This is a genomic window from Demequina salsinemoris (assembly GCF_000974805.1).
Taxonomy (GTDB): domain Bacteria; phylum Actinomycetota; class Actinomycetes; order Actinomycetales; family Demequinaceae; genus Demequina; species Demequina salsinemoris.
Window position 1 is genome coordinate 552191 of the sequence record NZ_BBQZ01000001.1, and the last position, 26494, is coordinate 578684.

The window sequence follows — 26494 nt, forward strand, 5'->3', positions numbered from 1 at the left end:
GTCCATGATGGCGACGCTGGAGAAGGAGGCGACCTCAAGGGTCGCGGCACCCTCTCGCGCCTCAGTAGGCTCGGACCCGATGACTGAGATCGAGTTCGACTTCGAGACCGAGGCGCTGTCCTACATGGACCAGCTCTATGCCGCCGCGCTGCGCATGACGCGCAACGGGGCCGACGCCGAGGACCTGGTGCAGGAGACGTACGCGAAGGCCTTCGCGGCCCAGGCGCGCTTCACCCCCGGCACCAACCTCAAGGCGTGGCTGTACCGCATCCAGACCAACGCGTTCATCAACACGTATCGCAAGAAGCAGCGCGAGCCGAAGCGCTCGGACGCCGAGACCGTCGAGGACTGGCAGCTCGCCGCGGCCGCCGAGCACACGTCGTCGGGCCTGGCCTCCGCGGAGGACGCCGCGCTCGACTCGATGGGTGACTCCGAGGTCAAGCGCGCGCTCGCGGAGCTGTCGGAGGACTTCCGGATGGCGGTGTACCTCTCCGACGTCGAGGGATTCGCGTACAAGGAGATAGCCGAGATCATGGACACCCCCGTCGGCACGGTGATGTCGCGGCTGCACCGCGGGCGCAAGCTGCTGCGCGAGAAGCTGCGGGACTACGCCGCGGAGCGGGGCATGAAGGACAAGCGTGACAGCGGGACCACGACGGCCACGGCCGCCGCGTCGCGCGAGCAGGAGGTGCGCGATGACGCATGACCACAAGGCCGAGTGCGCGGAGGCCCTCGACCGCCTCTTCGAGTACATCGACAACGAGCTGCCCGACGACGAGCTCATCCGCATCGGTGAGCACCTGAGGTCGTGTCCGCCGTGCGAGGCGGAGCACCGCATCAACGAGAAGATCAAGGGCATGGTGCACGCGACGGGCGGCGAGGTCGCGCCCGACGATCTGCGCAGCCGCGTGCTGGCGACCCTCCGCGAGGCCCGCAAGGCCGAGTGAGGCGCCCCCGCGTCGTCCGTCTCCCCGAGGAGGCGGCCCCAGCATCGTCCCTGACAGACCACCCCTGAGAAGCACGAGAGCCCGCCCCGGAATGACCGGTGGCGGGCTCGTCGCTTCTGGTGATGCTCAGGCGTTGGGGCGCTTGCCGTGGTTGGCGCCGGAACCTGCACGCGACTTGCGCTTGCGGCCTCGCTTGCTCATGGCTTCCCCCTTTCCGGGATGCGGTCGGACATATGCTTGACGCACGATTGTCCCACAGGCGGACCGATGCGCGCATCGACCCCCGTCTGAGGCTCCCTCGCCGCGGTTCGGGGAGCGTGCCACGACGGTGTGGCATGCCTCACACGACTGCCGCGCGCAGGCGCGGGAACCGCTAGCGTGCGGCTCAGCCGCCTCAAGATTCCGGTCCGAACTGCCGAAGGAGCATTCGTGAGCGATCAACCAGTCTCCGTGATCCCGCTGCTCCACGCACTCGCGTCGACGGGCGGCTCCGACCTGCACTGCAAGGTCGGCTCGGCGCCGCGCATCCGCGTCGACGGGCGCCTGCGCAAGCTCCAGGTACCCGCGCTGCGTCCCGAGGACACGCGCAACATGGTCGCGCAGGTGCTGCCCGAGGACCTCGTCGCGCAGTTCCGCGACACGCATGAGGCGGACTTCGCGTTCTCGCTGTCCGGTGTGGGTCGCTTCCGCGTCAACGCCTACGTGGCGCGAGGCACCGACGGCCTCGTGTTCCGCCGCGTCGCGATCGGCGCGCAGCCCATGGACGAGCTCGGCCTGCCCGACGTGCTGGCCGACCTGGCCCTCGAGCCCCGCGGGCTCGTGCTCGTCACAGGCCCGACCGGGTCGGGCAAGACGACCACGCTGGCCTCGATGGTCGACCTCATCAACGAGGAGCGCGAGGTCAACATCGTCACGATCGAGGACCCCATCGAGGTTCTCCACACCGACAAGAAGGCGATCATCTCGCAGCGCGAGGTGCGCTCGGACACGCTCGACTTCACGAGCGCCCTGCGCGGCGCCATGCGTCAGGACCCCGACGTCATCCTCGTCGGCGAGATGCGCGACATCGAGACGGTGCGTGCGGCCCTGTCTGCGGCCGAGACCGGTCACCTGGTGCTCGCGACCCTGCACACGGTCGACGCTCAGGACACCGTCAACCGCATCGTCGACTTCTTCACGCCCCACGAGCAGGACCAGATCCGCGCGACGCTCGCGCAGACCTTGCGCGGCATCGTCTCGCAGCGACTCGTGCGCAAGTCCGACGGCGTGGGGCGCAAGCTCGTCGCCGAGGTCATGGTCAACAACGGCCGCACGGCCGAGGCGATCGTGGACCCGTCGAGCCAGCCCCCCATCGTGGATCTCATCGCCGAGGGCGAGTACTACAAGATGCAGACCTTCGACCAGCACCTGTTCCAGCTCGTGCGCGACGGCGAGGTCACCTACGACGACGCGATCGCGATCGCGTCGCGCCCGCACGACCTGTCGGTCACGCTGCGCAACGAGGGCGTCATCGCCTGATCCTCGGCATCGGAGCCGTCCGCCTCGGGCTGTCTCCGACTGTACGAACCAATCTCGCGGGCGACACCCCGGCGACACACCGCGTCGCGGCGCGGCACGCTAGCGTGCCGCGATCGAGATTGGTTCAGACCGTCGGGCCGGGACGATGTGGTCGCCGGGACGATGCGGCGTTCGCCTCGGCCTCAGGCGTCAGGCCTCGGGTTCGACTCAGGCCTCCGTGCGCTCGAGGCCCAGCCAGTCGTACCAGGCCGAGTGGAGCACGAGCCACGCCATGAGGCCGTAGCCGGCCTGCTGGGGAAGGCCATCGCGCCCGGTCGACATGTCGGTGAGCCACTGGTCGTGGCGTGCGAGCGGGCTGTACATGTCGATGTACGGCACGGCGCGACGCTCCGCGGCCTCCTCGCACAGCGCGGCGAGCTCCGCGATCCTGAGGTTCTGGTCCTCGAGGCCGGGCGGCGGGCCCGCGAGCATCGCGGAGAACCCGAGCGCGTGCGCGCGGTCGAGCGCGTTCGCGATGTTGAGGCGCGTCATCGTGGAGGAGACCCCGCGCAGGACGTCGTTCCGGCCGATCGCGAAGAGCACGTGACGCGAGGCTCCCTCGTCCGAGCTCGGGCCCACGCGGCGCAGCGCCTCCTCGTCCCACCGGCTCGTCATCTCACCGGTGGTCTCACCGGGGACGGCGAGCAGGTGGAACGACAGGTCCGGCGCAAGGGGGAGGGTGCGGGCGGCGACCCGGCCGGTCCAGCCGAGCGCCTTGGGGTCGCCGACGCCGGCCACCAGCTCGTCCCCTACGAAGAAGACATCCTTCATCGTGCGAATGCTCGTGACACGAGCTCCTCCTGCTCCTGCTTGTGACGTGACGCCAGCCCGGAGGCCGGCGATGCCGCGGCGGCCCGCGAGACGACCGACACCGTGGTGTCGATGATCTGCGGGAGGCTGAGCGAGATCTTGGCCCATGCCCCCTGGTTCTCGGGCTCCTCCTGAACCCAGACCACCTCGGCCCCATCGTAGGGGGCGAGCGCCTCCCTGATGGCGTCATGCGCGAGCGGGTACAGCTGCTCGAGCCTGACGATCGCCGTGGAGCGGTCTCCCGAGCGGTCGCGGTGCGCCTCGAGGTCGTAGTAGACCTTGCCTGCGCACACGAGCACGCGCGTGACGTCCTCGGGATCGAGCGTGTCGGGGATCACCTCGCGGAACGTCCCGGTGGTGAGGTCCTCGACGGAGCTCGTGGCGGCCCTGAGCCGCAGCATCGACTTCGGCGTGAAGACGATGAGCGGACGGCGCGGGCGGTCGTACGCCTGGCGGCGCAGCAGGTGGAAGTAGCTCGCGGGCGTGGACGGCATCGCAGCGATCATGTTGTTCTCCCCGCACAGCTGCAGGAAGCGCTCGACGCGCGCCGACGAGTGGTCGGGCCCCTGGCCCTCGAAGCCGTGGGGGAGCAGCAGGACGACGGACGACGACTGCCCCCACTTCTGCTCCGCGGAGGACACGAACTCGTCCATGATCGTCTGCGCGCCGTTGACGAAGTCGCCGAACTGCGCCTCCCACAGCGTCAGGCTGTCGGGACGCTCGACCGAGTAGCCGTACTCGTAGCCGACGCACGCGTACTCGCTGAGGGGCGAGTCGTAGATGTGCAGGCGCGCCTGGTCGGCGCTGAGGTACAGCAGCGGCGTCCACTCGGCGCCCGTCGAGCGGTCGTGCAGCACGGCGTGGCGCTGCACGAACGTGCCGCGGCGCGTGTCCTGGCCTGAGATGCGCACGGGCACGCCCTCCTGGAGCAGCGTGCCGAAGGCGAGCACCTCGCCGTAGCCCCAGTCGATCCCGCCCTCGCGGCTCATGAGCTCGCGGCGCTCCATGAGCTTCGCGAGCTTGGGGTGGACCGTGAAGCCCTCGGGCGGACGCGTGTGCGCGCGGCCGATGCGTTCGAGCTGGCTCGCGGCGACCGACGTCTGCCAGCCGACCATGACGCCCGCGTCCATCGATTGCGAGCTCGGAACCTCGAGACCGGCGATCGCCTCGGTCTGCGTCTCGAAGCCCTCGCGAGTCTCGAGGAAGACCCTCTCGAGCTGGGCGAGGTAGTCCTTCGAGACCTGGTCGGCCTCGTCGGTCGTGATGTCTCCGCGGCGGATCAGCGACTCGGTGTAGAGGTGGCGCACCGACCGCTTCGCCTCGATGAGGTCGTACATGCGGGGCTGCGTCATCGACGGGTCGTCGCCCTCGTTGTGACCGCGCCTGCGGTAGCAGACCATGTCGACGATCACGTCGCGGTGGAACGACTCGCGGTACTCGAACGCGAGGCTCGCCGCCCGCACGCACGCCTCGGGGTCGTCGCCGTTCACGTGGAAGATCGGGATCTGGTAGCCCTTGGCGAGGTCGGTCGCGTAGCGAGTGGACCGGGAGTCCTGCGGGCCGGTGGTGAAGCCGACCTGGTTGTTGATGATGACGTGCACGGTGCCGCCGACGCGGTAGCCGCGCAGCTGCGCCATGTTGAGCGTCTCCTGGACGATGCCCTGGCCGGCGAACGCCGCGTCACCGTGGATGAGCACGGGCAGCACGGGGAAGCCGTCGGTCGCCGGGTCGGCGCCCATCGCGTCGAGCTTCGCCCGGACGATGCCCTCGAGGACGGGGTTGACGGCCTCCAGGTGGGAGGGGTTACCCGCGAGGTAGACCTGCGTGCTCTGCCCGGTCTCGGCGGTGAACACGCCCTCGGTGCCGAGGTGGTACTTCACGTCGCCCGAGCCCTGGACGGAGCCGGGCAGGGCGGTGCCGTCGAACTCGGAGAAGATCTGGGAGTACGACTTGCCGGCGAGGTTGGCGAGCACGTTGAGACGGCCGCGGTGGGCCATGCCGATGCAGACCTCCGCGATGCCCGCTCGCGCGGACTCGGACAGCAGCGCGTCGAGCAGGGGGATGAGCGACTCTCCGCCCTCCAGCGAGAACCGCTTCTGGCCCACGTACTTGGTCTGCAGGAAGGCCTCGAACGCCTCGGCGGCGTTGAGGCGGCGCAGGATCCTCAGGTGCTCGTCGCGGTCGGGCCGGGTGAAGCCGTGCTCGAGCCTCTCCTGGAACCAGCGGCGCTGGGCCGGATCCGAGATGTGCATGTACTCGAGGCCCATGGTGCGGCAGTACGCGTCGCGCAGGCGGTTGAGGACGTCGCGCATCGTCCAGCGGTCCTGACCCGCGAACCCCCCTGTGGGGTATGTGCGGTCCAGGTCCCACAGCGTGAGCCCGTGCGTCTGGATGTCGAGATCGCTGTGCTTGCGAGGCCGGGAGCTCAGCGGATCGACGTCCGCCATGAGGTGGCCGCGCGAGCGGTAGGCGTGGATGAGGTCGGCGATCTTGGCGGGCTTCGCGGCCTCGGTGGCCTCGTCGGTCATCGAGTCCTGGACCCAGCGAACAGGCTCGTACGGCACCCTCAGGGCCGCGAACACCCGGTCGTAGAAGCCGTCGAGGCCGAGCAGCTTGCGATGCACGATCGCGAGGAACTCGCCCGACTGCGCCCCCTGGATCACGCGGTGGTCGTAGGTGGACGTGAGCGTCATCACCTTGGAGACGCCGAGGCGTGCCACCGTCTCGGGATTGGCTCCCTGGTACTCGGCCGGGTAGTCCATCGCGCCGACCGCGATGATCGCGCCCTGCCCTCGCATGAGCCGCGGCACCGAGTGGACGGTGCCGAGCGTGCCGGGGTTGGTGAGCGTGATGGTGGTGCCCGTGAAGTCCTCGGGCTGGAGCGTGCCCAGCCGGGCGCGCTTGACCACCGCGTCGTACGACGTCCAGAACTGGTCGAAGTCCATCTGGTCGGCGTTCTTGACGTTCGGGACGAGGAGCTGTCGCGAGCCGTCATCGTTCGCGAGGTCGATCGCGATGCCCAGGTGCACGTGCTCGGGGCCGCTCACCGCGGGCTTGCCGTCGGGGTCCGTCACGTAGAAGGAGTTCATCGCGGGCAGCGCGTCGAGCGCCTCGACGAGCGCGAAGGCCACGAGATGCGTGAAGCTCACCTTGCCGCCGCGCGTGCGCGCGAGGTGGTTGTTGATCACGACCCTGTTGTCCTGGAGGAGCTTCGCGGGGATCGGTCGCACGGACGTGGCCGTGGGGACCGCGAGCGACGACTCCATGTTCGTGACGACGCGGGCGGCGGGACCGCGCAGGCGCTCAAGCCCGTGGTGGTGGTCGGCGACCTCGCGCTGCTCGTGGTCCGGGCGCTGCAGGTACAGCGCCGTGGGGGCCTGCGCGGTGGCGACAGGCGCAGTGGGCGGCTGTACGGGGGGTGCCGGACGCTCCGCCGCAGGCGCAGAAGGTGCCGCCGCGGGCGCAGAAGGCGCTGCCGCGGACGCAGCGGGCGCCGCGGCAGGCGCGGGCTGCGCGGGCTGCGCGGGGACCGCTGAGGTGGGGACGGTGGCGGTGGGGACTGGACTGGGTGACGTGGCGCCGGAGGGGGACTCCTGGGCCGGCCCGACCTCGGGTGCCGGCGTCATTGCCGGCTCGTGCACTGCGGATCCCTGGCCGGCCCCCACAAGGAGGGAGGCGACGGACGGGGCGCCCGCGGTGTGCACGATGGAGGTGCGGTCGGTGTCAGGCGCGCTGGTGTCGGGGGACACGTGTGGGCCGCTCACTTTCTCGCGATGTCGCATCGATGCGGTGGTGCATCTCTCATCATCGTGCCTCATCGTGGGCGCGGTGAACACACCCGCGCCCATTTGGGCAAATCGTTACCCGACCAGGGCGGGCGTCGTCAGGCCACGTCCCGTCGCAGGGAGGTGAGCCAGCCGATGCCCGCCGCGATCGCTCCGTAGGAGAGCAGGACGAGCAGCCCTCCCCACGCGGGGAGCAGGTCGGACATGCCCGCAGCGGAGTAGAAGCTGCTGCCCGCGAGCGCCTCTCCCGCGGCTCCTGGCAGGAGCTTCGCGGCGGGAGCGAGGGCGGGGACGAAGCCGAGGGCCAGCCGCAGGATCGGCTCCACGAGCTGGGTCCAGCCGAGCACGATCACGATCGCCGCGACCTGGTTGGTCACGGCCGAGCCGAATCCGACGCCGACGAGCATCCACGCGCCCATGGCAACGATCGACAGGGCGATCGACCGCAGGACGTCGGGGTCGTCCAGCATGACGGGCTGGTCGGCCAGTGCGAAGGCCGCGGCTCCGACCCCGACGGAGGCGATCGCGGAGACGACGCCGTACAGCAGCGCGAAGGGCAGCGCGGCGGTGAGCTTCCCGAGCACCAGCCGGCTGCGGCTCGGCTGCGCGAGCAGCGTCGTGGCGAGGGTTCGGTGCCTGAACTCGCTCGTCATCATGAGCGCGCCGAACGCGAGGGGGAAGGCGTACCCGAGCGAGACGCCCATCGTGTAGACCGTGATCGCCATGTCCCGCGGCGCGATGACGAGAGCCTCACCATCCGTCCCGGTCGTGTCCCCGAACGTGAACGCGAACGCGAAGACTCCCGCGAAGAACACCACCGTGGCCGCCATGAGGAGCAGCAGCACCCACCACAGGCGGGTCGAGAGCGCCTTGCGCAGCTCGGAGCGGAACGAGGCGCTCATGCCGCGGCCTCCTCGTCGAGCCGGTCCTCCGGGTCGGGATCCTTCGTCAGTCGGAGGAAGACCTGCTCGAGGTTCTCGCCGTGCTCGGCGAGGTGGTGCACCTCGAGGCCGGCGGCGAATGCCTCGGCGCCGACCTCGGCGGCGGTCGCGCCGCGCACCGTCGCAGTCCCGTCGGGTGCGACGGTCGAGCCGTCCCAGCGCGCGACGAGGCGGGCGAGCCCGTCGGCGTCGGGGGAGCGCAGCGCGACCTCCCGGGTGGCGAGCGCGCTGAGGTCCGCGAGCGACGAGGCGTGGCGGACCGTGCCTCGCGCGATGATCACGACGTCGTCGACCGTCTGCTCGACCTCCGACAGCAGATGCGACGACAGCAGCACGGTGCCGCCGCGCTCGGCGAAGGCGCGCACGAAGGCGCGCATCCAGGTGATGCCCGCGGGATCGAGCCCGTTGGCGGGCTCGTCGAGCACGAGAGCGCGCGGGTCGCCGAGCAGTGCGGTCGCGAGGCCGAGCCGTTGCCGCATCCCGAGCGAGTAGCCCCCGACGCGCCGATCCGCGGCCTCGGCGAGGCCGACCATCGCGAGCACCTCGTCGCACCTGGAGTCGGGGACGCCGCTCAGCGGCGCGAGCGTGCGCAGGTGGCCGCGCGCGGTGCGTCCCGGGTGGAAGGCGGGCTCGAGGTGCGCCCCGACGACGGTCGCGGGCCTGACGAGCCTCCCGTAGGACGTGCCGTCGAACGTCGCGTCGCCCGAGGTCGGGGTGAGGAGTCCGAGCAGCGCGCGAAGCGTCGTCGTCTTGCCGGCGCCGTTGGGGCCGAGGAAGCCCGTGACGCGTCCCGGCTCGGCCACGAAGCCGACGTCCTGCGCCGCGACGACGGAGTCGTAGCGCTTCGTGAGGCCGTCGACCACGATCCGTGGTCCCTCCATGGCTCCTCCAAAACTATTGTTATAGAGAAACTAGCACAGTTAGGGTGCTATGCCCACGGCGCCCTCGCCTGTATCCTTACGACATCATGGACCCTGACAGTTGCGGCCGCCCGTGATCGACTGGATCTACGTCGGAGTCGGCGTTCTCCTCACGCTCGGTACCGCGGTCTTCGTCGCCGCGGAGTTCTCGCTCGTCGCGCTCGACCCCTCGCAGGTGGACGACGACGCGCCCGGTGCCAAGCGCATCCGCCGCTCCCTCAGGCACCTGTCCACCCAGCTCTCGGGCGCTCAGGTCGGCATCACGCTGACGACGATCCTCCTGGGCTACACGGCCCAGCCCGCGCTCTTCAACCTTCTCAGCATCCCGCTCGAGTCGGTGCCGTTCCTGCGCGGAGCCGTGGCGGGCCTCGCCGGAGCCTTGTCTCTCGTGATCGTGAACGCGTTCTCGATGATCATCGGCGAGCTGGTCCCCAAGAACGCGGCGCTCGCCGACCCCATGCGCACCGCGCGCGTCGCAGCCCCGCTCAACGCGGGGTTCACCGTCGCGCTGCGGCCCGTCATCGCGACGCTCAACGGCGCCGCCAACGGGATCCTGCGCTCCGTGGGGCTCGAGCCCAAGGAGGAGCTGTCGGGCGCGCGCTCGCGGCAGGAGCTCGCGGCCCTCGTGCGTCGCTCGGCGGAGGTGGGCACGCTCGCCCCGTCGACCGCGCTCCTGCTGAAGAACTCGATCGAGATGGATGACCTCACCGCGATCGACGTGATGACCGACAGGACCAGGATGCAGACGCTCGGCGCCGAGGCGACCGTGGACGACGTCATGTCGCTCGCGCGCGCCACCGGCCACTCGCGGTTTCCGGTGTGCGGCGAGGGCCCGGACGACGTGCTCGGCCTCGTGCATCTGCGCGCGGCCTTCGGCGTGCCCGCCCACGAGCGCGGCACGACTCCCGCGGACGCGATCATGGTCGACGCGCCGCGCGTGCCCGAGACGATGGCGCTCGCACCCCTCCTCGTCGAGCTGCGCGGGCTGGGCCATCAGTGCGCGATCGTCGTCGACGAGTACGGCGGCACGGCCGGGCTCGTGACGCTCGAGGACGTCGTCGAGGAGCTCGTCGGCGAGGTCGCTGACGAGCACGACCACCGACGTCCCGAGGCGTACCGCATCGCCGGCGGCGCGTGGATCCTCCCTGGGCTGCTGCGGCCCGACGAGGTCCACGAGGCCACCGGCCTGACCATCCCCGAGTCCCACGCCTACGAGACGGTCGGCGGATTCCTGATGTCAAGGCTCGGCAGGGTCGCCGAGGTCGGCGACGAGGTCCTGGAGGACGGGCTCGCCATCCGCGTGGAGCGCATGGACGGTCGCCGCGTCGACCGCGTCCGCCTCGACGCGGTCCCCGACTTCGACGACGAGGGCGAGGTCGCGCGATGAGCGTCGAGATGGTCCTGATGATCGTCGGCCTGCTCGCCGCGAACGCGTTCTTCGTCGGCGGAGAGTTCGCCGTCATCTCCGCGCGCCGATCCTCGATCGAGCCGCGGGCCGAGGCAGGATCCCGATCGGCGGCCACGGTGCTGTGGGCCATGGAGAACGTCTCCCTCATGCTCGCCACGGCGCAGCTGGGCGTGACGGTGTGCTCCGTGAGCCTCGGTGTCGTCGCGGAGCCCGCGCTCGCGCACGCCCTCGAGCCGGTGCTGCACGCGGTCGGCATCCCGACCGACGCGGCCCACGGAGTCGCGGTCGCGATCGCCCTGCTCGTGATCGTCGGCCTGCACGTCGTCGTCGGCGAGATGGTGCCCAAGAACGCCGCGGTCTCCAGCCCCGACAGGGCCGCGCTCCTGCTCGGGCCTCCGCTCGTGTGGATGGGGCGCATCGTCCGGCCCATCATCGGAGCGCTCAACTGGCTCGCCAACCTGATCCTCAAGGGGCTCGGCATCGAGCCCCGCGACGAGGTGACGTCCGCCTTCACCGCGGATGAGGTGCACCAGATCGTCGAACGGTCGAGCGAGGAGGGCACGATCTCCGACGCGGCCGGTCTGCTGACCGGCGCGATCGAGTTCTCGGACAACGTCGCCTCGGACGTCATGGTCCCGATCGACAAGGTCGTCGGCGTGCCCTTCGGCGTGACCGTCGACGAGTTCGAGCGCGCGGTGACGCGCACGGGGTTCTCCCGGCTCCCGGTGATGGACGACGGACGATGCGTGGGCTACCTCCACATGAAGGACACGCTCTTCATGCGCCCGGGGGAGCGCGAGGACCCGATCCAGTCCTGGCGGGTGCGCGACCTGCCCGTCGTCGCGCATGACGACGAGGTCGAGGCCGTCCTCGCGCGGATGCGCTCCACAGGCGCGCACATCGCGGCGGTCTCCGACGAGGGTCGGACGGTGGGGCTGCTGTTCCTCGAGGACATCCTCGAGGAGCTGGTCGGCGAGGTCCGCGACTCCATCGCGCGCGGGCGCGCGTAGGCGATTCCGCATCGAACCTCGCAGATGCCTCAGAGCGCCCAACTGGATCAAAATGAGACGTTCGTCACCTGTCTGCCTCCTGACCGTGACCAATCCGTTATCCTTCTACGAGTGTCCGACCATCCCCCGGCCGGGCGCGTCGAGTAGAGCGACGATGGTGAGAGGTCTTCTGTGAACGCACGCACACGGGCGTCGGACGCTGGCGATCCGACCCTCCGCGCGCGAGGGCACCACAGGTCCCGTCGGCTGCGCCGGCTCCGCGAGACGCAGGAGCTGAAGATCCGCTCGACGCATCGTCGTCGCAAGACCCTCGCCCGCGGCAGCGTCATCGCGAGCTTCGCGATGGCCATGCTCGTGTACCCCATCGTGGGAACGGTGCTCCCGTATGTCGACGCGGTCGAGGAGATCCCCGGCGTCGTGGTCGGCGAGGCGCCTTCCACTGCTCACGCCCTGCTCGGCCGTGCACCGCAACTGGTTGAGGCGAGCCTGGACGCGCCGTCGGAGAAGGAGGTGGCGAGCGCCATCGCGGTCTCCGACACGTACACCGTGAGCGACTATCTGCCGGACTGCGATCCGACGTCGATCGTCGAGAACGCCTCCAACGGGCAGCTCCCCTCGAGCGAGCTGTGCGAGATCGTCGGCGGCTCGCTCCTCAGGGCGGACGCCGCCATCGCCTACGCGGAGATGAACGCCGCCTACAAGGCCGAGTTCGGCACCGACCTGTGCGTGGCGCAGGGCTACCGCACGCTCGCGCAGCAGTACGCCACCAAGGCCTCGCGCGGGTGGCTCGCGGCGACGCCGGGCACGTCGGTGCACGGCTACGGCCTCGCGATCGACCTGTGCGACGGCGACTACCAGGGCACGTCGAAGGCCTGGCTCGACGCGAATGCGGAGACCTGGGGCTTCGTGAACCCGACGTGGGCGAAGACCAAGAAGTATGAGCCGTGGCACTGGGAGTACGAGCCCGCGACGACCGCGATGGACCTGTACGGCTCGACCTACGGCAACGGCGTCTCCGACTGACGCAAGCGCGTGATCAGCGCGCGTCCGCGTCCCGCCGATCGCGTCGGCGCAGCCGCGCGACGGAGCCCGCTCCCTCCGTCCCCAGGAGCCCCTCCGCCCGGTCTCTCAACGAGCCGGCACGCGTGGCGATCGACTCCCTGACGCTCGCGAAGGAGCCTCCCGACGCGCCTCGCACGAGGTTCGCGGCCTCCTGCGCGCGCACCTCGGCCTCGGCGTCCGTCGCGCGCGGGCTCACCACGGCGTACTGCGCCAGCTCCCGCTCCGCGGCCTCGCGGCCGAGCTGGATGAGGCCGGGGATGTCGCCGGTCGACCACTGGGTCCGCTGTCCGATCTGAGGCCTGATCATCGTCACGCGCGCGTCGATCTCGAGCTCGTGGATCGAGGTGCCGGTGCGGAGCTGGGGGAGCGCGTCCCATTCGGCGGCCAGGCGCACGCCGATCACCTCGCTCGCGCCGATCTCGAAGGCCGCCTGGAGCGGCAGGTTCTGGACCACGCCGCCGTCGACGAGGAGGTGTCCGCGAACGCGCTTGGGCTTGAACAGGCCGGGCACCGCGATCGAGGCGGACATGGCGTCGACGAGCGATCCCTCCGAGAGCAGGACGGCCTTCCCCGTGGCGACGTCGGTGGCGACCGCCGCGTAGCGGATCGGGAGGTCCTCGATGAGGCGGTCGCCGCCCGCGACCTCGTCGATCGTCCGGCGGAGGCCCTCCGTGTCGAGGATGCCCAGCCCCGGCGTGAACGAGAACGTGCCGAAGTGACCCCAATCGGCGCGCAGCACGAGGTCGGCGAGCTCGTACGGATCCGTGCCGGCCGCGTAGGCGGCCCCGATGACGCTGCCCGCGGAGGTGCCGACGACGAGCTCAGGGCGGATGCCCTTCTCAAGCAGCACCTGCAGCACCCCGACATGCGCCGCGCCCAGGGCGCCGCCTCCGCCGAGGGCGAGCCCGAGCCTGGGTGAGTAGCGCAGATCGACGCGGTCCTCCATGCCTTCCATCGTAGGGAACCCGGTGTCACGTACGCGGAGATCTCCACAGGGACGATGCGGTGGCCGGGGCTCGATCGCGCTTCCGGTGGTCTCGAGCACGACGAAGGCCCCGAGGCGGTGCCTCGGGGCCTTCGCAGGGAGAGTGCGTCAGGCGGTGGTCACAGCCACTGCGACGAGATGCCGAAGGTGTCGGCGACGCCACGGATCTCCTCGCGGCTGAGGCCCTCGGCCTTGCCGCCTGCCTGGAGGTCCATGAACTCGTACTTGGCGCCGGTCTCGGCATACTCGACGCGGTCGACCGCGCGGAAGACGGAGATGTCGGAGCGCGACATCGTGCCGTGCTTGGACCAGAGGGTGATCTCGAAGTCGCGCAGGCCGGCGACGTTCTCGTTGCTCATCTTCTCCGAGCCGGGGATGCAGAACGGGAGGACGGCGATGCCCTGCGAGAGCGACACGATCGACTCGGGCTCCCAGCGCAGGATCGCGCGGTTCATCGCCTCGCTGGTCTGGTAGGCGGGGACGTGGCTGAGGTAGGTGAGGTGCGGCGGCTGGGCGTGCACGACGGCCTGGAAGTCGATGCCGCGGCGCGAGACCTGATCCTGGTGGACGGCGAGGTGCGAGTTGAACTCCGAGGTCAGCCTCTGGAACTTGCGGCTGTTCGAGGTGTAGAGCGTGCCGGTGAGGCCGCCCTCGTGGATCTTGACGGCGCCGATCGCGGACAGCGGCTCGTCCTCGATCTGACGCAGGCGGCGGCCGGAGCCGGTCGCGAGGACCGTGCCGCCGGCGAGGGCGGGGGCGGGGACGGGGAGCTCGATCTCCTCGGCGTTGGGGAAGTGGCGTCGCACCTCGACGTCCCAACCCATGTACACGGAGATGTTGCCCGCTCCGGCCTCGGAGGCGTCGATCTCGCAGATGCGGGCGCCGGACTCGCCGATCTGCTCGATGAGCTCGTCGAGGGTGGGCTTCGGCTGGTCGATGGCCATGGTGTTCCTTCCTAGGGGGCGACGTCGATGTCGCGTTCTTGATGAAGCTCTTGAAACGATTCAATCATACCTGACGATCGGCGTGCACGTCCAAGGTCCCGGACGCGGTGACGAGGAATGGGCGCGACGGCGCGGTGCGTCGTGACTCTCAGCGGTTCGTCCACCAGAATCGTAGGAGCACGGAGAAGCCCAACGTCCCGGGAGGACTCGACATGACCACCTACCGCGCAGCGCTCTTCGACCTCGACGGTGTCATCGTCGACACTGCGGTGCATCATTTCGCTGCGTGGCGGCAGACCGCGGCCGAGCTCGGCTTCACGCTTGCCGACGAGGATGAGGAGCTGCTCAAGGGCGTCGGTCGGATGGATGCGCTGCGGGTCGTGCTGCACATCGGCGGCGTGACGGTGTCCGAGGAGGAGGCGGTGCGCCTCGCGGCCGAGAAGAACGCCCGCTACGTCGAGGCGATCAGCACGATCACCCCCGAGGACATGCTCCCCGGCGCTCGCGAGTACCTCGTCGAGCTGCGCGACAGGGGAGTCCTCACGGCTCTCGGCTCCGCGAGCCGCAACGCCCCGATGATCCTCGAGTGCCTGGAGATCGTCGACCTGTTCGACGCGGTCATCGACGGCTCCGTGGTCACGGAGGCGAAGCCGAATCCGCGGGTGTTCCTCGCGGGCGCGGAGGCGCTCGGCGTCGAGCCGTCCGCGTGCGTCGTCTTCGAGGACGCGATCGCCGGGGTCGAGGCGGCCCATGCGGGGGACATGGTGGCGGTCGGCATCGGCGATCCCGCCGTGCTGACCGAGGCGGACGTGGTGATCCCCGGGCTGCACGCCGCAGGGGAGCTCGCGGCGCACGGCATCGTCTTCGTCGGCAGCGACGACTGAGCGGTCGGGCGGTCCTGCGTCAGCCGCGCTTCGCGCTGCGGACGGGTGGCCGCGCGGCGGCCGGTCGGCGCGGGCGACGAGTCGCCGTGGCGACTTTGAACTTTTCAATGATATCGATTCAATAACGACGCGCCTTCAGTGTGGATGCGGCGATGGCGCGGTGGCGTCGTTGTGAGCGCGCACATCGGCCTTGCGTCACCGTGGCTGGGGGCTCTCCGCCATGGCCATGGCGTCGCCGTTGTCGGTGAAATCCCTGGTACTGGTCAATATTCGAGTGGCCCGAACAGTTCCGCGCGCTCGCGCCCCCTTGACGCTTCGGGGATGCCGAGCAATCCCGGACGCCTCCGATCGCGATCTCTTGACAGCCTGGAGGGCCGCGCCTAGCCTCCGAAATGAAGCGCTTCAAAGACGACGCGCCTCTTGTGCCTGATTCAAGGAGGAATCATGTCCATGACCCTTGCGCCACGCCGCACCACGCTCGCGGCGATCGCACTGACCGGCGTCGGGGCCCTGGCCCTCGCAGCCTGCAGCTCTGGAGGTGACACCTCCGCCTCGGATACGGCGTCCGACTCGGGCAGCACCGACGAGACCGCCACGACCAGCGACGAGTTCACCTATCTGGGCCAGACCCAGAACACCACCATCATCGGCACCCTCGAGTCGCTCGAGACGGGTGCCTGCGCCGCCGCTGCCGACGGCACGCCGCTCGTGAGCGACGCGATCGATGGCACGACCTGGGACCAGCAGCTCCAGGTGCTGGCCGGGAACGACGCGCTGTCGAACATGTCGATGGCAGCGGGCACGCCATCGCTCATGCAGGACTTCATCGACGCAGGGCTCGTGGTCGACCTGTCCGACGTGCTCGCCGAGTACGGCGTCGAGGACTCCGTCCTGCCCGCCGCGGCGGCCACGCTCGAGCAGCTCTACCAGACCGACGACCTGTACGCGCTCCCGACCGAGTACAACATCGAGGGATTCTGGTACAACGAGGAGCTGTTCGCGGAGGCCGGCGTGGAGGTCCCGACCACGTGGGATGAGCTCGTCGACGCGGCTGCCACGCTCGACGCTGCGGGCATCCAGCCCTTCGTGGCCGCGGGCGGCGACGGCTGGCCTGTGACGAGGCTGGTCGGCAACTACATCCTCCGCGACCTCGGCTCCGACGCGCTTCAGAAGGTGGCCGATGGCGAGGCGAGCCTGACCGACCCGGAGTACGTGGCCGGCGCCGACGCCGTTGCCGCTCTCGGCGAGGCGGGCTACTTCGGAGCCGCGGCAGGCTCGATCGACTACGACACCGCGATGAACCAGTTCCTTACGGGCGGCGGCGCGATGTTCTACATGGGCAGCTGGGCGCTCGCGAACTTCAACGACGAGGAGCAGAACCAGATCGGCGTCGACAACATCGGCTACTTCGCCTTCCCCGAGGTCTCGGGTGGCGCCGGCAGCATCGACGAGGTCCCGGCGAACGCCGGCATCCCCGTGATGTTCACGACCTCGAGCTACTCGGACGACATCGGTGAGTGGATCGCGTGCATCGCTCAGAACTACGGCGACGTTGCGCTTGCGGAGTCCGGCCAGGTGACGGGCTTCACGATCACCGAGACCCCGGCCGACCAGTCCGACCTCACCACGCTCGTGCAGGACGAGATCGCGAACGCCACCGGCTCGGTGCTGTGGTTCGAGGCGGCCTTCACCTCGGAGGGCACCACCGTGTCGCAGACCAACGGCGGCGGGCTCGCCTCCGGCAACCTGACCGGCGAGGAGTTCATGCAGCTGGTCCAGGACGCCAACGAGGGCTAGTCCCTCAGCCGGACCTCTCCCACCGGTTTCGGCCCCGCCACCCCCGCGGGGCCGAAACCGGAACCCCTCAAGACCCAAGGACTCATCGTGGACTCCGTCTTCCGCGACCGCAAGGCGACGTTGCTGATGCTGACGCCGGCCCTGCTGGTCTACACCATCGTCATGCTCATCCCGATCGTCTGGTCGGTCACCTACACCTTCCAGTCGGGCAACGCCATCACGGGCTTCGAGTTCGTCGGCTTCGACAACTGGATCAAGTTCTTCGGCGACGACACCGCGATCGACGCGCTGTGGTTCACCCTCCGCTACGCGGTCGTGATGACGTTCCTGCAGGTCGCCACCGGCTACGGCCTCGCGCTGCTCTACATCTTCTTCCTGCGCAACAAGTCCTCGCTCGTGCGCGCCATCATCTTCTTCCCCGTGATCCTCCCGACCGTGGCGGTCGCGCTGATGTTCAGCCGCATCTTCGAGGCGGCTCCGACCGTAGGGCCGGTCAACGCGGTGATCACCTGGCTCGGTGGGGACCTCACCGACTTCTTCGGCGACCCCGGCTACTCGTTCTGGGTGGTCATCATCATGGACGTCTGGCGATCGATGGGCTTCTACGCGGTGCTCCTCTACGCGGGACTCGTCGAGATCCCGCAGGAGGTCATGGAGTCCGCCCGCATCGATGGCGCCTCCGGGTGGAAGCTCGTGCAGAAGATCGTCTTCCCGCTGTCGCTGCCCATCCTGCTGTCCTCTCTCATCTTCTCCATCAATGGAACCTTGAAGGTCTTCGACTCGATCGTCGCGTTGACCAACGGCGGGCCCGGGTCCGCCACGACGCCGCTGACCCTCTACATGTTCCGAACGTCGTTCGCCTACGGGCAGTACGGCTACGGCAGCACCGTCGCCTTCATGCTGACCCTCCTGTGCCTGCTCGCGACCATCTTCGTGTTCAGGTCGATGCGAAAGGACGTGACCAAGTGAGCGCCGTCGCCGTCACCTCGCCCCGTACCCGCAAGCCGCTGAAGGCGAGGCTTCGCCGCGGGCTCGGATGGGTCGGACTGTCGCTGGTCCTGCTCACCGTCGTCTACCCGATGTTCTGGATCCTCATGGGGTCCTTCAAGACGCAGCCGGAGTTCCTGTCGGAGCCCTTCTGGGCGCTGCCGCAGCAGTGGAACCTCGACAACTACATCTCGGCCTTCGTCGACGGTGGTCTCGGCACCTACATCAAGAACTCCGTGATCGCGGTCTTCCCGTCGCTGTTCCTCATCCTGCTGTTCGGGACGGCGGCCGCGTACGCGCTGCAGATCCTGGTCTGGAAGGGGCGCGGCCTGGTATTGGTGCTGTTCCTCGCGGGCATCATGATCCCCACCCAGATGATCCTGCTGCCGCTGTTCACCGTGTACTACAAGGTGGGCATCACGAGCACGATCTGGCCGCTGATCATCACCTACACGGCGATCGGGATGCCCTTGACGGTGTTCATGATCGCGACCTTCATGCGCGCGATCCCCGCCGAGGTGTTCGAGGCGGCGACTCTCGACGGCGCGAGCGTGTACCGGATCTTCTGGAACATCACGGTGCCGCTGGTCAAGAACGCCGTGTTCACGGTCGCGCTCGTGCAGTTCTTCTTCCTGTGGAACGACCTGCTCATCGCGCTGACGTTCGTGACGAAGTCCGACCTGCGCACCATCCAGGTCGGCCTGCTGAACTTCACGGGCGAGTACGGCGCGGTCAACTACGGGCCGCTCTTCGCAGGCATCTCCGTCACGGTGTTCGGCACGCTCGCGCTCTACATCTTCCTCAACAAGAAGGTCATGGCGGGCATGACGTCAGGGGCGGTGAAGGGATGATCTCCGTCATCGAGGTCCGCGCCGAGCTGCGCGCGGACGCCCTCGGGCTGGGCGTCGCCGCGCCACGGCTGTCATGGCGTCTGGACGATGCGGCTGCACCGGAGCGGGCCCAGGCCCGCGCCGTAGACGCCGGCGGAGAGCGGGTCGAGGACCTGGCGACCGCCGACGGCGTGCTCGTCGCGTGGCCGTTCGCCCCCCTCGCCTCGCGCGAGGCGGTCGAGGTCTCGATCCGTGTCGAGACGGCAGGGGAGTGGTCCGCGTGGAGCGAGGCTCTCGCCGTCGAGGCCGGGCTCCTCGACCCGTCCGACTGGGTCGAGCCCCTCGTGGTGCCCTCCGTGGCCGCGCCGCATGAGCTGCGCCCGTCGCACCTGATCCGCGCGGAGTTCATGCTCGACGACGCTCCGGTCAGGGCCCGGCTCTACGCGACCGCGCAAGGAGTCTTCACCGCCTCGCTCAACGGTGAGGCGGTCTCGGACGAGCACCTCGCCCCGGGATGGACGAGCTACTCGCATCGTCTGCGCTACCGCGTCCACGACGTCACCGCGCTCCTCCGCGGGGGCGCGAACGCTCTCGCGGTCGAGCTCGCCGACGGCTGGTTCCGCGGCCGCATCGGCTTCGACGGCGGCCTGTGGGACGTCTACGGCGAGCACGTCGGGGCGCTGCTCCAGCTCGAGGTGACGGACGCGTCCGGCGAGACCCGCATCGTCCCGCTGCGCGACGCGTGGCGCTCCCTGCCCGGCCCCGCCGTGCGCGTGGGCCTCTACGAGGGCGAGACGTACGACGCCCGACTGCTCCCTGGGGGCTGGGACCTCCCTGGCTTCGACGACTCCTCATGGGGTCGTCCCCAGGCGCGCCCCGCATCGTCCCTGGAGACGCGGCTGGAGGCCGCGATCGGCGAGCCCGTCCGACCCGTTCAGTCGCTCGCGCCCGTCACCGTCGAGCGGCGCCCGAATGGGCGCATCCGCCTCGACTTCGGGCAGAACATCTCCGGTCTCCTGCGCATCGCGGTGGACGCTCCCGCGGGCCACACCGTGCGGCTGCATCACGCCGAGGTGCTCGAGAACGACGAGCTCGGGACCCGGCCGCTCAGGCTCGCCCCGTCCGTCGACTCCTACACCTCCGCGGGCGAGGGCTCGGTCGTATGGATGCCTCGCTTCACGATCCACGGCTTCCGCTATGCAGAGCTCGAGGGGTGGCCAGGCGAGCTGTCCGACGGCGACGTCGAGGCGGTCTCGCTCCACACCGACATGGAGCGGCGCGGCTGGTTCGAGTGCAGCGACCCGATGCTCAACCGCCTGCACGAGAACACCGTGTGGAGCATGCGCGACAACTTCGTGGACCTCCCCACCGACTGCCCGCAGCGCGACGAGCGCATGGGGTGGACAGGGGACATCCAGGTCTTCGCCCCGGCGGCGGAGTTCCTGTACGGCGCCGACGGGGTCCTGACCTCGTGGCTGCGCGACGTCGCCGCTGAGCAGGAGCCGAACGGCTGGGTGCCGAACTTCGTGCCGTGGGTCGAGTGCGGCTTCCCGCGCAGCGCCTCGGCGGCCTGGGGTGACGCCGCGGCGATCGTGCCGTGGACGATGTACCAGCGTCGCGGCGACCTCGGGGTCCTCGCCGACCAGTACGCGAGCATGCGGGCCTGGGTCGACCACCTCGAGCTGCGCGTCGGTCCCGACGACGTGGTCGAGGGGTCGATGGAGCTCGGCGACTGGCTCGATCCTGCCGCGCCGCCCGAGGATCCGGGGAAGGCGCGCACCGACAAGTACCTGGTCGCGAGCGCGTACGTCGTCAAGTCGGCGCGCATCGTGGCCGACGTGGCCGCGCTGCTCGACGAGGCGGAGGACGAGGCTCGCTATCGCGCGCTCGCGGACCGCGTCGTCACGGCGATCCGCGGCCGCTGGTTCTCGGACCTCGCGGGCATCGCCGACGCCCCGACCGCGCTCGCGCTCGGGCTCGAGTTCGACCTGGTCGAGGACGCGGTGGTGCGCGAGCGGATCGGAGACCTCCTGTCGGAGGCGGTTCGCGCCGGCGGCCATCACGTGCAGACGGGCTTCGTCGGCACGCCGATCATCTGCGACGCGCTCGCGGGCTCGGGGCACCTCGACGATGCGTACGGCCTGCTTCTCCAGCAGGAGTGCCCGTCATGGCTGTACCCCGTGTCGATGGGGGCGACCACGATCTGGGAGCGTTGGGACTCGATGCTGCCCGACGGCTCCATCAATCCCGGCGACATGACGTCGTTCAACCATTACGCGCTCGGCGCCGTGGTCGACTTCCTGCACCGGGTCGTCGCCGGCCTCGCGCCGGTCGCGCCCGGCTATCGCGAGGTCGAGGTGCGGCCTCGTCCGGGCGGCGGGCTCACGTCCGCCTCGGCGCGGCACCTGAGCCCCTACGGGCCGATCTCCGTCGCGTGGACGCTCGACGGCGAGACCTTCGTGCTCGACGTCGAGGTCCCCGCCGGGGTGACCGCCTCCGTCATCCTTCCCGACGGCGAGACGCACCGCGCACGCGCGGGAGCTCATCACTACACGGCGCACATGGCCGAGACTCAGGAGGACGCGCGATGACCTCGCCGACCTACGACAGCTTCCGCCCCGGCCAGGAATGGCTCGACACCGAGGGCAGGCCGATCCAGGCGCACGGCGGCTCGGTCATGGAGGTCGACGGCACCTACTACTGGTACGGGGAGAACAAGGAGTTCACGACCCCGGGCTCGGGGATCTGGCACTGGGGTGTGCGCTGCTACTCGTCGACGGATCTGTACAACTGGAAGGACGAGGGCGTCATCATCCCGCCCGTCGAGGACGATCCGTCGTCGCCGCTGCATCCGGGGCGCGGCATGGACCGCCCTCACATCCTCTACAACCCGCACACCAAGAAGTACGTGTGCTGGATCAAGGTGATGTCCGGCTCGGTGCAGCTGTCGTCGACGCTGGTCGCCGACTCGATCCTCGGGCCCTACACGATGGCGAAGGCGGACTTCCGGCCGCTCGGGATGTACGCCGGCGACTTCGATCTGGTGGTCGACCCGCACGACGGCAAGGGCTACTACATCTTCGAGCGCGTCCACTCGGAGCTCATCGTCGCCGATCTCACCGACGACTACACGGACGTGACGGGCTACTACTCGACTCACTTCCACCACGGCCGCCCGCCGTTCACGCGCGAGGCGCCGTCCTTCTTCAGGCGGGGCGGCCGGCAGTACCTGGTGACCTCGGGGACCACCGGCTACTACCCGAACGCCTCCGAGGTGGCCGTCGCGGACACGATCCACGGACCGTGGTCCGTGGTCGGGGACCCGCACCCGGACGATGCGTCGCGCACCTCGTATCGCACGCAGGTGAGCTCGGTGTTCCACGTGCCAGGAACGGACCTCCACATCGCGCTCGGCGATCGCTGGCTGCCGGACTATGACGCGCATGGCTCCGAGGCGTACGACCTGTTCGACGAGTACTTCGCGAAGATCGAGGCGGGCGCCGAGGACACGGGGATGCGGGAGCTCACTGTGCCCGATCCCTCTCGAGCCCGCTACGTCTGGTTGCCGATCCGTGTCGGCGACGACGGCCGCGTGCTGATCGACTGGCACGACGAGTGGCGGCTGGAGGATATGACATGACCCCCCTCGGGCGCCGCGACAACGGAGTCGTTGCGCCTAGGATTCAGCGCATGACGGAGTCCGACGGTGGCAGCGGGGCGAAGCGCGCCTCGATCACGGACGTGGCGGCGCTCGCGGGGGTGTCCCAGGGCACCGTCTCCAACGTCCTGAACCATCCGGAGAGGGTCGCGGCGCGCACGCGCGACAAGGTCGAGCAGGCGATCGCACAGCTCGAGTTCAGTCCCCACGGGCCCGCGCGTTCGCTCGCGTCGGGGTCGACGAGGGCGCTCGGCCTCGTGCTGTCGGACCTGTCCAACTCGCTGTTCGTCGACATCGCGCGAGGGGTCGAGAGGATCGCGGCTGAGCATGAGGCGTTCGTGCTCATGGCGAACACGGACTCGGACCTCGAGCGCGAGCGGCGCTACCTCGCCGCCTTCGCGGCGACGCAGACGATGGGAACGCTCGTGACGATCAACGACGCGAGCCACTACCGAGCGCTCGCGGACGGGTACCGCGTCGGCAGGCCCCTGGTGTTCCTGAACTACCGTGGCGGCGACGGCACGCACTGCGCGGTCCACACCGACAACTACGAGGGCGGACGGCTCGCGGCGAGGCACCTCGTGGAGATCGGGCGCAAGCGCCTTGCCCTGGTGGGCGGCCCCGAGTCGCTCCAGCCGGTCGCGGACAGGTGCCGCGGTTTCCAGGACGAGGCGGGGTCGCTCCTTGCCGAGTCCGTCGCGCGCGAGGATGTGGGCGAGCTCAATCGCGCCTACGGCTGGAGTGCGGGGCGCGCGCTGCTGAGCCGGATCGAGCGTGGCGAGATCGACGCGATCTTCGCGATCGCTGACCTGGTGGCCGCTGGAGTGGCGCAGGCGCTCTCGGGGGCCGGTGTGCGCATCCCCGAGGATGTCGCGATCGTCGGCTACGACGACAACCGTGCGTCGTGGGACAGCCCGCTGCCGCTGACCACCATCAGGCAGCCCGGCGAGGGCATGGGTGCCGCCGGCGCGAACCTCGTGTTCGAGGAGCTGCACGACCCGTATCACGAGCACCGGATGGTGCATCTGGCGCCGACCCTCGTGGTGAGGCGGAGCACTGTCGCGAGTCCCTGACCGGGGTCGGTCGGCAGACGACCATCGGGAATAGTTGCATGTGCAACTAAGTTGGTCTACATTGAACTTGTAGATACAACTAACTGAAGGAACCTCCCATGGACATCGTCTTCCTCGCCGCGCGCATCCTCTTCGCGCTCATCTTCCTGCTCTCCGCCGTCGGCCACCTGACCCAGGCGGACGCCATGACCCAGTACGCCGACTACAAGGGAGCCCCGGGCGGCAAGGCCGGCGTCATCCTGTCCGGTCTCGCGATGGGCGTCGGCGCGCTCATGGTGCTCTTCGGCGTCTTCGGCGACCTCGGCTCGCTGCTCGTCGCCGCGACGCTCGTCCCCGTCAGCTTCTTCATGCACGCGCACTGGAAGGAGACCGACGCTCAGGCCAAGCAGTCCGAGCAGATCAACTTCAACAAGAACATCGGCCTCATCGGCGGCGCCCTCGCGCTGTTCCTGCTGTTCGCCGTGACCGGCGCGGACATGGGCCTCACCGTCACGGGACCGCTCTTCGCGATCGGCTGAGCCGGCTGGACGGCGACGGGGCGGTTCTCCTACGGGGGAGCCGCCCCGTCGCCGTTCCCGAGCCTCCGACCACACCGCACCCGCGCATCGTCCCCGCGACCGCATCGTCCAGGAAACGCCAAGGACCCCGCCTCTCAGCAGGGTCCTCAGTGGCGCGAGCCATCGCGAGATATCGCGAAGCGCCCCCGACAGGAATCGAACCTGCGACCTTCGGTACCGGAAACCGGCGCTCTATCCGCTGAGCTACGGGGGCCCGCCGCGCACGCGCGGCTAAGAGAGGATATCAGTCCTCGGTCGCCCCGCCGCGTCGGAGCCCGCGTGCGCGGGACGAGCCCCGCAAGCGCGACGCCCGCGGGCGACGAGTACCGGACGCATACCGTGTCGTGCGCATGGTGGAGCCGCCAACCGGCTCACACGAAGGAGTGCATCATGCGTCGAGTCCCCGCCATCGCCGCCGCGGCGATCGTCCTCACGATCTCGCTGTCCGGACCGTCGAGCGCCAGATCCGGCGACGTCGACGAGTCCCTCCTGCAGCCCTCCCTCAGCCCGACGTTCGCGCCATGGACGTGCACCCTCAAGGACTCGGGTCCCGTGTGCGTGGGCACCCGGGTGGTCGACACCGGATGGGTGCTCGACGAGGAGATCCCCTGCGACGTCCCGCTCTACAACCGGCACACCGAGATCCGGACCCAGATCCGCTACTACGACGACGACTACCTCAACTACGACCGCAGGTTCCGCACGCGCGACCTGGACCAGTACGGCACCTCGCCGGACGGACCCGCGGGCGTGAGCATCCGCGCCAACCTGCGCTTCCAGGAGCCGTTCGCGGTGCCGGGCGACGACTCGACGATCGACCTGCTCGCCCAGGGGGTCTTCTGGGACATGAAGGACTCGGACGGGCACCGGCTGCTCATGGCGGTGGGCTCGTCCTTCGAGCCGCACGACGGCGATGGCACGTTCACCGGCCATGTCACGCAGGATGGCGTCACCGCGAGGTTCGTCGACGCGCCCCTCGACGACATCCTCGACATCGACTGGTTCTTCGCGACGATCTGCGAGGAGGCGAGGGGCTGACGCGCCTCAGGTGGTCGTGCGCCGCGTGTTCGCCACCAGACGCGAGCCCCTCTCGAGCGGCGTATCGTGGGCGATCGGCGACAGGCGTCGCAGCTGGGTCACGTGATCAGGGTTGAGCTCGGCGACGTTCGCGACGCCCAGCAGCTTCATCGTGCGCACGATCTCGGTGCGGAGGATCTCGATGGTCCTGTCCACGCCCTCGCGGCCGCCGGCCATGAGGCCGTAGAGGTACGCGCGGCCCACGAGCGTGAAGTCCGCGCCCGCCGCGATCGCCGCCACGACGTCGGCGCCGGACATGATGCCCGTGTCGAGCACGATCTCGGTCTTGCCCTTGAGCTCCGCCGCGACCGACGGCAGCAGGTGGAAGGGGATGGGGGCGCGGTCGAGCTGGCGGCCGCCGTGGTTGGACAGGACGATGCCGTCGACGCCGTGGTCGACGACCCGCTTGGCGTCGTCGAGCGTCTGGATGCCCTTGACGACGACCTTGCCCTTCCACTGGTCGCGGATCCACGCGAGGTCCTCGAACGTCATGGTCGGATCGAAGAGCGAGTCGAGCAGCTCGCCGATGGTCCCGTCCCACTCGCTGAGCGAGGCGAACTGGAGCGGCTCGGTCGTGAGGAAGTTCCACCACCACTCGGGCCGCGGGATCGCGTTGAGCACCGTCGCGGGCGTGAGCTGGGGCGGGATCGAGAAGCCGTTGTAGCTGTCCCGCAGGCGTGCGCCGGCCGCCGGGACGTCGACCGTGATGAGCAGCGTGTCGAAGCCGGACGCGGCGGCGCGCTCCACGAGCCCCATGGACGCATCTCGGTTCTTCTGCATGTACAGCTGGAACCAGTTGCGGCCGTTCGGGTTCGCCTCGGCGACGCCCTCGGGGGACGTGGTGCCGAGCGTCGACAGCGAGAACGGGATGCCCGCCGCGCCAGCGGCCGAGGCGCCCGCGCGCTCGCCCTCGGCGTGCATCATCCGCGTGAAGCCCGTCGGCGCGATGCCGAACGGGAGCGCCGACGGGCCGCCCAGGATCTCGACGGACGTGTCGAGCTGAGACACGTCGCGCAGGATCGCCGGGTGGAACTCGACGTCCTCGAACGCCTGCCTCGCCCGAGCCAGCGACAGCTCGAGCTCGGCGGCGCCGTCGGTGTAGTCGAACGCGCCCTTCGGCGTGCGGCGCTTCGCGATCGCGCGCAGGTCGGCGATCTTGTGAGCCTTGCTCAGCCGGCGCTTGCGTGCGTCCGGCTCGAAGCGTCGGAACCTCATCAACGGCGCGAGGTCCGCCGGCCGGGGTACGCGGCGGGACATCTTCA

The 26494-nt window shown here is 69.6% G+C and carries 23 protein-coding genes and 1 tRNA gene; 15 read left to right on the top strand and 9 right to left on the bottom strand.

The features are described 5' to 3' along the window. Positions 1–79 precede the first annotated feature (79 nt). Positions 80–706, top strand: coding sequence for a sigma-70 family RNA polymerase sigma factor (locus AOP78_RS02545; protein ID WP_236685267.1), 627 nt, complete (start codon positions 80–82; stop codon positions 704–706). Continuing rightward, positions 696–947 carry a mycothiol system anti-sigma-R factor gene (gene rsrA, locus AOP78_RS02550; RefSeq protein WP_062201121.1) on the top strand — a complete coding sequence of 84 codons (252 nt, stop codon included), beginning with the start codon at positions 696–698 and terminating at the stop codon, positions 945–947. Before AOP78_RS02545 ends, rsrA begins: the two co-directional genes overlap by 11 nt. Positions 948–1073: 126 nt before the next feature. Here the strand turns inward: rsrA and AOP78_RS15625 are convergent, their stop codons facing one another. Then, positions 1074–1148 carry a 50S ribosomal protein bL37 gene (locus AOP78_RS15625; protein ID WP_375730880.1) on the bottom strand — a complete coding sequence of 25 codons (75 nt, stop codon included), beginning with the start codon at positions 1146–1148 and terminating at the stop codon, positions 1074–1076. A 228-nt stretch (positions 1149–1376) separates the two neighbouring features. Here AOP78_RS15625 and AOP78_RS02555 point away from each other — a divergent pair, with 228 nt between their 5' ends. Then, a complete protein-coding gene (locus tag AOP78_RS02555; RefSeq protein WP_062201125.1) occupies positions 1377–2465 on the top strand; it encodes a type IV pilus twitching motility protein PilT in 1089 nt (362 codons plus the stop codon). Between the two features lie 207 nt (positions 2466–2672). Here the strand turns inward: AOP78_RS02555 and AOP78_RS02560 are convergent, their stop codons facing one another. The 4 genes from AOP78_RS02560 to AOP78_RS02575 form a co-directional block, all read right to left on the bottom strand. After that, positions 2673–3275, bottom strand: coding sequence for a GDSL-type esterase/lipase family protein (locus tag AOP78_RS02560; protein WP_062201128.1), 603 nt, complete (start codon positions 3273–3275; stop codon positions 2673–2675). Further along, positions 3272–7096, bottom strand: a complete 3825-nt coding sequence (locus tag AOP78_RS02565; RefSeq protein ID WP_083979791.1) for a multifunctional oxoglutarate decarboxylase/oxoglutarate dehydrogenase thiamine pyrophosphate-binding subunit/dihydrolipoyllysine-residue succinyltransferase subunit — start codon at positions 7094–7096, stop codon at positions 3272–3274. Before AOP78_RS02565 ends, AOP78_RS02560 begins: the two co-directional genes overlap by 4 nt. Positions 7097–7197: 101 nt before the next feature. After that, the gene (locus tag AOP78_RS02570; RefSeq protein WP_062201133.1) at positions 7198–8001 is read right to left on the bottom strand and encodes an ABC transporter permease; all 804 of its coding nucleotides are present in this window, start codon (positions 7999–8001) and stop codon (positions 7198–7200) included. Continuing rightward, positions 7998–8921: an ABC transporter ATP-binding protein gene (locus AOP78_RS02575; protein WP_062201137.1), complete on the bottom strand. Its 924-nt coding sequence runs from the start codon at positions 8919–8921 to the stop codon at positions 7998–8000. The genes AOP78_RS02570 and AOP78_RS02575 overlap by 4 nt, the downstream gene beginning before the upstream one ends. 112 nt (positions 8922–9033) lie before the next feature. Between AOP78_RS02575 and AOP78_RS02580 the strand changes: the two genes are divergently transcribed. From AOP78_RS02580 to AOP78_RS02590, 3 genes are all read left to right on the top strand, one after another. Next, complete coding sequence (locus tag AOP78_RS02580; protein ID WP_062201140.1) at positions 9034–10347, top strand: hemolysin family protein; 1314 nt, start codon at positions 9034–9036, stop codon at positions 10345–10347. Beyond that, entirely contained in the window at positions 10344–11378 is a 1035-nt protein-coding gene (locus tag AOP78_RS02585) for a hemolysin family protein (RefSeq protein WP_062201144.1), read from the top strand. The genes AOP78_RS02580 and AOP78_RS02585 overlap by 4 nt, the downstream gene beginning before the upstream one ends. Positions 11379–11549: 171 nt before the next feature. After that, complete coding sequence (locus AOP78_RS02590; protein WP_062201147.1) at positions 11550–12401, top strand: M15 family metallopeptidase; 852 nt, start codon at positions 11550–11552, stop codon at positions 12399–12401. Between the two features lie 13 nt (positions 12402–12414). On the opposite strand, the gene AOP78_RS02595 is transcribed toward AOP78_RS02590, so the two are convergent. Both AOP78_RS02595 and AOP78_RS02600 read right to left on the bottom strand, forming a co-directional pair. Further along, entirely contained in the window at positions 12415–13386 is a 972-nt protein-coding gene (locus AOP78_RS02595) for a patatin-like phospholipase family protein (protein WP_062201150.1), read from the bottom strand. Positions 13387–13544: 158 nt separating this feature from the next. After that, complete coding sequence (locus tag AOP78_RS02600; RefSeq protein ID WP_062201152.1) at positions 13545–14369, bottom strand: class II aldolase/adducin family protein; 825 nt, start codon at positions 14367–14369, stop codon at positions 13545–13547. A 212-nt stretch (positions 14370–14581) separates the two neighbouring features. On the opposite strand from AOP78_RS02600, the gene pgmB reads away from it, so the two are divergent. The 8 genes from pgmB (at position 14582) to AOP78_RS02640 (ending at position 24116) form a co-directional block, all read left to right on the top strand. Continuing rightward, the gene (gene pgmB / locus AOP78_RS02605; RefSeq protein WP_062201155.1) at positions 14582–15253 is read left to right on the top strand and encodes a beta-phosphoglucomutase; all 672 of its coding nucleotides are present in this window, start codon (positions 14582–14584) and stop codon (positions 15251–15253) included. A gap of 444 nt (positions 15254–15697) precedes the next feature. Continuing rightward, on the top strand, positions 15698–17050 hold the full coding sequence (locus AOP78_RS02610; protein WP_062201159.1) for an ABC transporter substrate-binding protein: 1353 nt from the start codon (positions 15698–15700) through the stop codon (positions 17048–17050). An 87-nt stretch (positions 17051–17137) separates the two neighbouring features. Then, entirely contained in the window at positions 17138–18019 is an 882-nt protein-coding gene (locus AOP78_RS02615) for a carbohydrate ABC transporter permease (protein WP_062201162.1), read from the top strand. Next, a complete protein-coding gene (locus AOP78_RS02620) occupies positions 18016–18888 on the top strand; it encodes a carbohydrate ABC transporter permease (protein WP_062201165.1) in 873 nt (290 codons plus the stop codon). The genes AOP78_RS02615 and AOP78_RS02620 overlap by 4 nt, the downstream gene beginning before the upstream one ends. After that, on the top strand, positions 18885–21458 hold the full coding sequence (locus AOP78_RS02625; protein WP_062201168.1) for a family 78 glycoside hydrolase catalytic domain: 2574 nt from the start codon (positions 18885–18887) through the stop codon (positions 21456–21458). The genes AOP78_RS02620 and AOP78_RS02625 overlap by 4 nt, the downstream gene beginning before the upstream one ends. Then, entirely contained in the window at positions 21455–22507 is a 1053-nt protein-coding gene (locus tag AOP78_RS02630; RefSeq protein ID WP_062201171.1) for a family 43 glycosylhydrolase, read from the top strand. Before AOP78_RS02625 ends, AOP78_RS02630 begins: the two co-directional genes overlap by 4 nt. 50 nt (positions 22508–22557) lie before the next feature. After that, positions 22558–23598 carry a LacI family DNA-binding transcriptional regulator gene (locus AOP78_RS02635; RefSeq protein ID WP_062201174.1) on the top strand — a complete coding sequence of 347 codons (1041 nt, stop codon included), beginning with the start codon at positions 22558–22560 and terminating at the stop codon, positions 23596–23598. 98 nt (positions 23599–23696) lie between these two features. Beyond that, positions 23697–24116 (top strand): DoxX family protein, encoded by a 420-nt coding sequence (locus AOP78_RS02640; RefSeq protein WP_062201176.1) that lies wholly within the window; start codon positions 23697–23699, stop codon positions 24114–24116. Between the two features lie 180 nt (positions 24117–24296). On the opposite strand, the gene AOP78_RS02645 is transcribed toward AOP78_RS02640, so the two are convergent. After that, positions 24297–24369, bottom strand: a tRNA-Arg gene (locus AOP78_RS02645). 176 nt (positions 24370–24545) lie between these two features. On the opposite strand from AOP78_RS02645, the gene AOP78_RS02650 reads away from it, so the two are divergent. Beyond that, a complete protein-coding gene (locus tag AOP78_RS02650) occupies positions 24546–25193 on the top strand; it encodes a hypothetical protein (RefSeq protein WP_062201179.1) in 648 nt (215 codons plus the stop codon). A 6-nt stretch (positions 25194–25199) separates the two neighbouring features. Here the strand turns inward: AOP78_RS02650 and AOP78_RS02655 are convergent, their stop codons facing one another. Continuing rightward, a complete protein-coding gene (locus tag AOP78_RS02655; protein WP_083979793.1) occupies positions 25200–26489 on the bottom strand; it encodes an alpha-hydroxy acid oxidase in 1290 nt (429 codons plus the stop codon). Positions 26490–26494: the final 5 nt, after the last annotated feature.